The sequence below is a fragment of the Acinetobacter sp. UBA3132 genome (genome assembly GCF_002364825.1).
In the GTDB taxonomy this organism is placed as follows: domain Bacteria; phylum Pseudomonadota; class Gammaproteobacteria; order Pseudomonadales; family Moraxellaceae; genus Acinetobacter; species Acinetobacter schindleri.
In genome coordinates this window covers 1-3,343 of sequence record NZ_DEZM01000160.1, presented here as the reverse complement: position 1 = coordinate 3,343, position 3,343 = coordinate 1, and the positions used below count along the sequence as shown (strand labels likewise).

At 46.7% G+C, this 3,343-nt stretch carries 5 protein-coding genes, 1 tRNA gene and 1 pseudogene; 5 read left to right on the top strand and 2 right to left on the bottom strand.

Annotated features, from left to right (window positions below; translation table 11 throughout):
• Positions 1-109: 109 nt before the first annotated feature.
• The 5 genes from B4033_RS08750 to panD all read left to right on the top strand — a co-directional run bounded on the left by B4033_RS08750 (position 110) and on the right by panD (position 2,698).
• Positions 110-184: transfer RNA gene (locus B4033_RS08750), tRNA-Gln, on the top strand.
• A gap of 36 nt (positions 185-220) precedes the next feature.
• Positions 221-1,174 carry a ribose-phosphate pyrophosphokinase gene (locus B4033_RS08745; RefSeq protein ID WP_048882398.1) on the top strand — a complete coding sequence of 318 codons (954 nt, stop codon included), beginning with the start codon at positions 221-223 and terminating at the stop codon, positions 1,172-1,174.
• Between the two features lie 100 nt (positions 1,175-1,274).
• The gene (rplY, locus tag B4033_RS08740; RefSeq protein ID WP_004814908.1) at positions 1,275-1,571 is read left to right on the top strand and encodes a 50S ribosomal protein L25; all 297 of its coding nucleotides are present in this window, start codon (positions 1,275-1,277) and stop codon (positions 1,569-1,571) included.
• Positions 1,572-1,590: 19 nt separating this feature from the next.
• Complete coding sequence (pth, locus tag B4033_RS08735; RefSeq protein ID WP_286833257.1) at positions 1,591-2,172, top strand: aminoacyl-tRNA hydrolase; 582 nt, start codon at positions 1,591-1,593, stop codon at positions 2,170-2,172.
• 145 nt (positions 2,173-2,317) lie between these two features.
• Positions 2,318-2,698: an aspartate 1-decarboxylase gene (gene panD / locus B4033_RS08730; protein ID WP_286833254.1), complete on the top strand. Its 381-nt coding sequence runs from the start codon at positions 2,318-2,320 to the stop codon at positions 2,696-2,698.
• 61 nt (positions 2,699-2,759) lie between these two features.
• Here the strand turns inward: panD and B4033_RS08725 are convergent, their stop codons facing one another.
• Both B4033_RS08725 and B4033_RS08720 read right to left on the bottom strand, forming a co-directional pair.
• Positions 2,760-3,065, bottom strand: coding sequence for a hypothetical protein (locus B4033_RS08725; RefSeq protein WP_286833252.1), 306 nt, complete (start codon positions 3,063-3,065; stop codon positions 2,760-2,762).
• A 2-nt stretch (positions 3,066-3,067) separates the two neighbouring features.
• Positions 3,068-3,343 (bottom strand): annotated as a pseudogene (locus B4033_RS08720) (ribosome biogenesis GTPase Der); the annotation flags it as partial.

The window sequence follows — 3,343 nt, the reverse complement described above, 5'->3', positions numbered from 1 at the left end:
ATCCAGCCGCCCCTGCCATTTTCTCAAAAAAGACAGGACATGGTTTTGCAGTAAGAGTGTTAATTTACCTTGACACAATACCGCAAAAATATTAAAGTTCTGCCGCATTAGGGGTATCGCCAAGTGGTAAGGCACCGGGTTTTGATCCCGGCATTCGTTGGTTCGAATCCAGCTACCCCTGCCATCTACTTCCATACATACCAACCGCCAAGGGTGCTTCATGCCCAATCTTGTCGTTTTTAGTGGAACCGCGCATCCACAATTCGCTCAAAAAGTCGTAAGTCACTTACATATTCCTCTAGGTGCTGCATCTGTTTCTACCTTTTCTGATGGTGAAATTGCTGTAGAAATCACTGAGAATGTACGTGGTAAAGACGTATTTATCGTACAACCTACTTGTGCCCCAACGAACGACAACCTAATGGAAGTCCTCGTGATGGCTGACGCGCTGCGTCGTGCAAGTGCTGGTCGTATTACCGCCGTTATTCCTTACTTCGGTTATGCCCGTCAAGACCGTCGTCCTCGTTCTAGCCGTGTACCAATTACCGCAAAAGTTGTTGCAGATATGCTGACGACTGTGGGTATTGACCGTGTAGTGATGATCGACCTTCATGCTGACCAAATCCAAGGCTTCTTCGATATCCCTGTAGACAACATCTACGGTACTCCAGCATTGCTTGCTGACTTACGTCAACAACAGCATCATAACCTGATGGTTGTTTCTCCTGACGTGGGTGGTGTAGTACGTGCTCGTGCTGTTGCGAAACAGATGGGTGATATCGACCTGGCAATCATCGATAAACGTCGTCAAAAAGCGAATGAATCACAAGTGATGCATTTGATTGGTGATGTAAAAGATCGTGACTGTGTCATTGTTGATGACATGGTGGATACAGCGGGTACGCTTTGCAAAGCAGCTGATGCATTGAAAACTTTTGGTGCTCGTAAAGTGGTGGCTTATGCAACTCACCCGGTACTGTCTGGTAAAGCGATTGAAAATCTTAAAAATTCTGTAATCGACGAATTGGTTGTAACTGATACCATTCCGCTTTCAGAAGAAGCTTTATCTCTTGGTAAGATTCGCCAGGTTTCAGTAGCAAGCATGGTTGCTGAAACAATTCGTCGTATTAACAACGAAGAATCTATTAGCGCAATGTTCGATTCTTATCTATAATATAGCGCTGAATTTCCAAAGCCCTGCCATTTGGCGGGGCTTTCTATCACCGGATCGGTCGCAGGTCCGGTTCATTTAAAACTTAAATAGGATGTCTATCATGGCAAACTTCGTATTAAACGCAGAAGCACGTGAAGTAGCACAACAAGGGAAAGGTTCGAGCCGCCGCCTTCGTCATGCTGCTAAAGTTCCAGCGATCATCTACGGTGGCGAAGCTGCTCCTGTAGCTGTTACTCTTGAACTTCGTGAGCTTGTTAAAGCTTTAGAAAGCAATGCTTTCTTCGAAGAAGTTGTTGAAATCAACATCGACGGCAAAACTGAAAGCGTTAAAATCCAAGCGCTTCAACGTCACCCAGCTAAAAACACACCTATGCACGCTGACTTCAAACGCGCATAAGTGTTGATGGTGTAAATTAGTGTCAAATATTTCACTGATTGTAGGTTTGGGCAACCCAGGTTCTGAGTATGCCCAGACCCGCCATAATGCAGGCTTCTGGTTCGTAGAACGCCTTGCCAAACAATATGGCATTTCCCTCAAAAAAGACCCAAAATTCAATGGATTTAGCGGTCGTGGTAATATCGAAGGCCAAGACGTTCGTCTACTTCTTCCAACAACATTCATGAATCTTTCTGGTAAAAGTGTTGTTCCCTTTGCCAAATTCTATAATATCGCTCCTGAGTCAATCCTGATCGCACATGATGAGCTGGATATGAATCCAGGAATCATTCGCCTGAAAACTGGCGGTGGTCATGGTGGTCACAATGGTTTGCGCGATATCGTGCCGCACATCGGTCCGAACTTCCATCGCTTACGTATCGGTATTGGTCACCCAGGTTCTAAGGAACGCGTGTCCGGTCATGTACTGAGTAAGGCACCGAGCAGTGAGCAGACTTTAATGGATGAGGCGATTGCACATGCCATGAATCGCATCAAGATGCTGGTCAATGGTGAAGTACAACAGGCCATGAACCAAATCAATGCCTATAAACCAAACTGATCATTCTATAAATTGTTGAATAATCTTTCTTGCCATCTTACGCATTTCAGAGCAAAATGCGTTTGCTCGATTGTTCACCATACAGCAAGCAAGATTGATTTAACCAAATGATCAAACTCTTAGGTCAACTCAGGGGACGCTAGCCATGCTATCTCGTTTATTAAAATGCAAAATTCACCGTGCTCACGTTACACATGCAGAACTACACTATGAAGGTTCATGTGCAATTGATGGCGTTTTGATGGATTTGGCTGGCATTCGTGAATACGAAGAAATTCATGTGTGGAACGTGACCAATGGTAAACGTTTTGCAACTTATGCAATTCGTGGCGAAGACAATTCAGGCATCATTTCAGTGAATGGTGGTGCTGCGCATCAGGCTGATGTTGGTGATATCGTAATTATTGCTACATTCGGTGATTTCACTGAATCTGAAGCAAATGCCCACAAACCACGCCTTGTCTATGCAAATCCAGACAACACGGTGAACCACACAGCGAACTGTATTCCTGTGCAAGTAGCTTAAGTCCAAGATTTTAAAAAGCCCGCAATATGCGGGCTAGATAGCGGTGCTACGCTCAGGCCTGTTACTTGCCTTTCTTAATGTGCTTGATCAGACGCTTACGCTTACGCATCTGGTTAGGGGTCAGGGTGTTGCGCTTGTTAGCGAACGGGTTATCGCCCTCTTTAAACTGGATACGGATCGGCGTACCCATGACGTCCAGCGATTTGCGGAAGTAGTTCATCAGGTAGCGCTTGTAGGAGTCCGGCAGGTCTTTCACCTGGTTGCCGTGGATCACCACGATTGGCGGGTTGTAACCACCAGCGTGGGCATATTTGAGCTTCACGCGGCGACCGCGCACCAGCGGCGGCTGGTGATCTTCCGCAGCCATGTTCATGATGCGGTCAGCATCGCGGTGCTCTGGCGACGAGTCGAGCTGTCATAGGCTTCACGGACGGATTCAAACAGGTTACCGACGCCACTGCCATGCAGAGCAGAGATAAAGTGCACGCGGGCAAAGTCGATAAAGCCCAGACGGAAATCGAGGGTCTCTTTGACCTGCTCTCTCACTTCATTGCTCAGGCCGTCCCACTTGTTAACGACGATAACCAGTGAGCGCCCACTATTGAGGATAAAGCCCAGCAGGGAGAGATCCTGATCGGAGATGCC

Excerpts from the sequence above, each read along its gene's own strand:
- B4033_RS08745 (WP_048882398.1), top strand. The coding sequence starts at position 221 with ATGCCCAATCTTGTCGTTTTTAGTGGAACCGCGCATCCACAATTCGCT.
- rplY (WP_004814908.1), top strand. The coding sequence starts at position 1,275 with ATGGCAAACTTCGTATTAAACGCAGAAGCACGTGAAGTAGCACAACAA.
- panD (WP_286833254.1), top strand. The coding sequence starts at position 2,318 with ATGCTATCTCGTTTATTAAAATGCAAAATTCACCGTGCTCACGTTACA.
- B4033_RS08725 (WP_286833252.1), bottom strand. The coding sequence starts at position 3,065 with ATGGCTGCGGAAGATCACCAGCCGCCGCTGGTGCGCGGTCGCCGCGTG.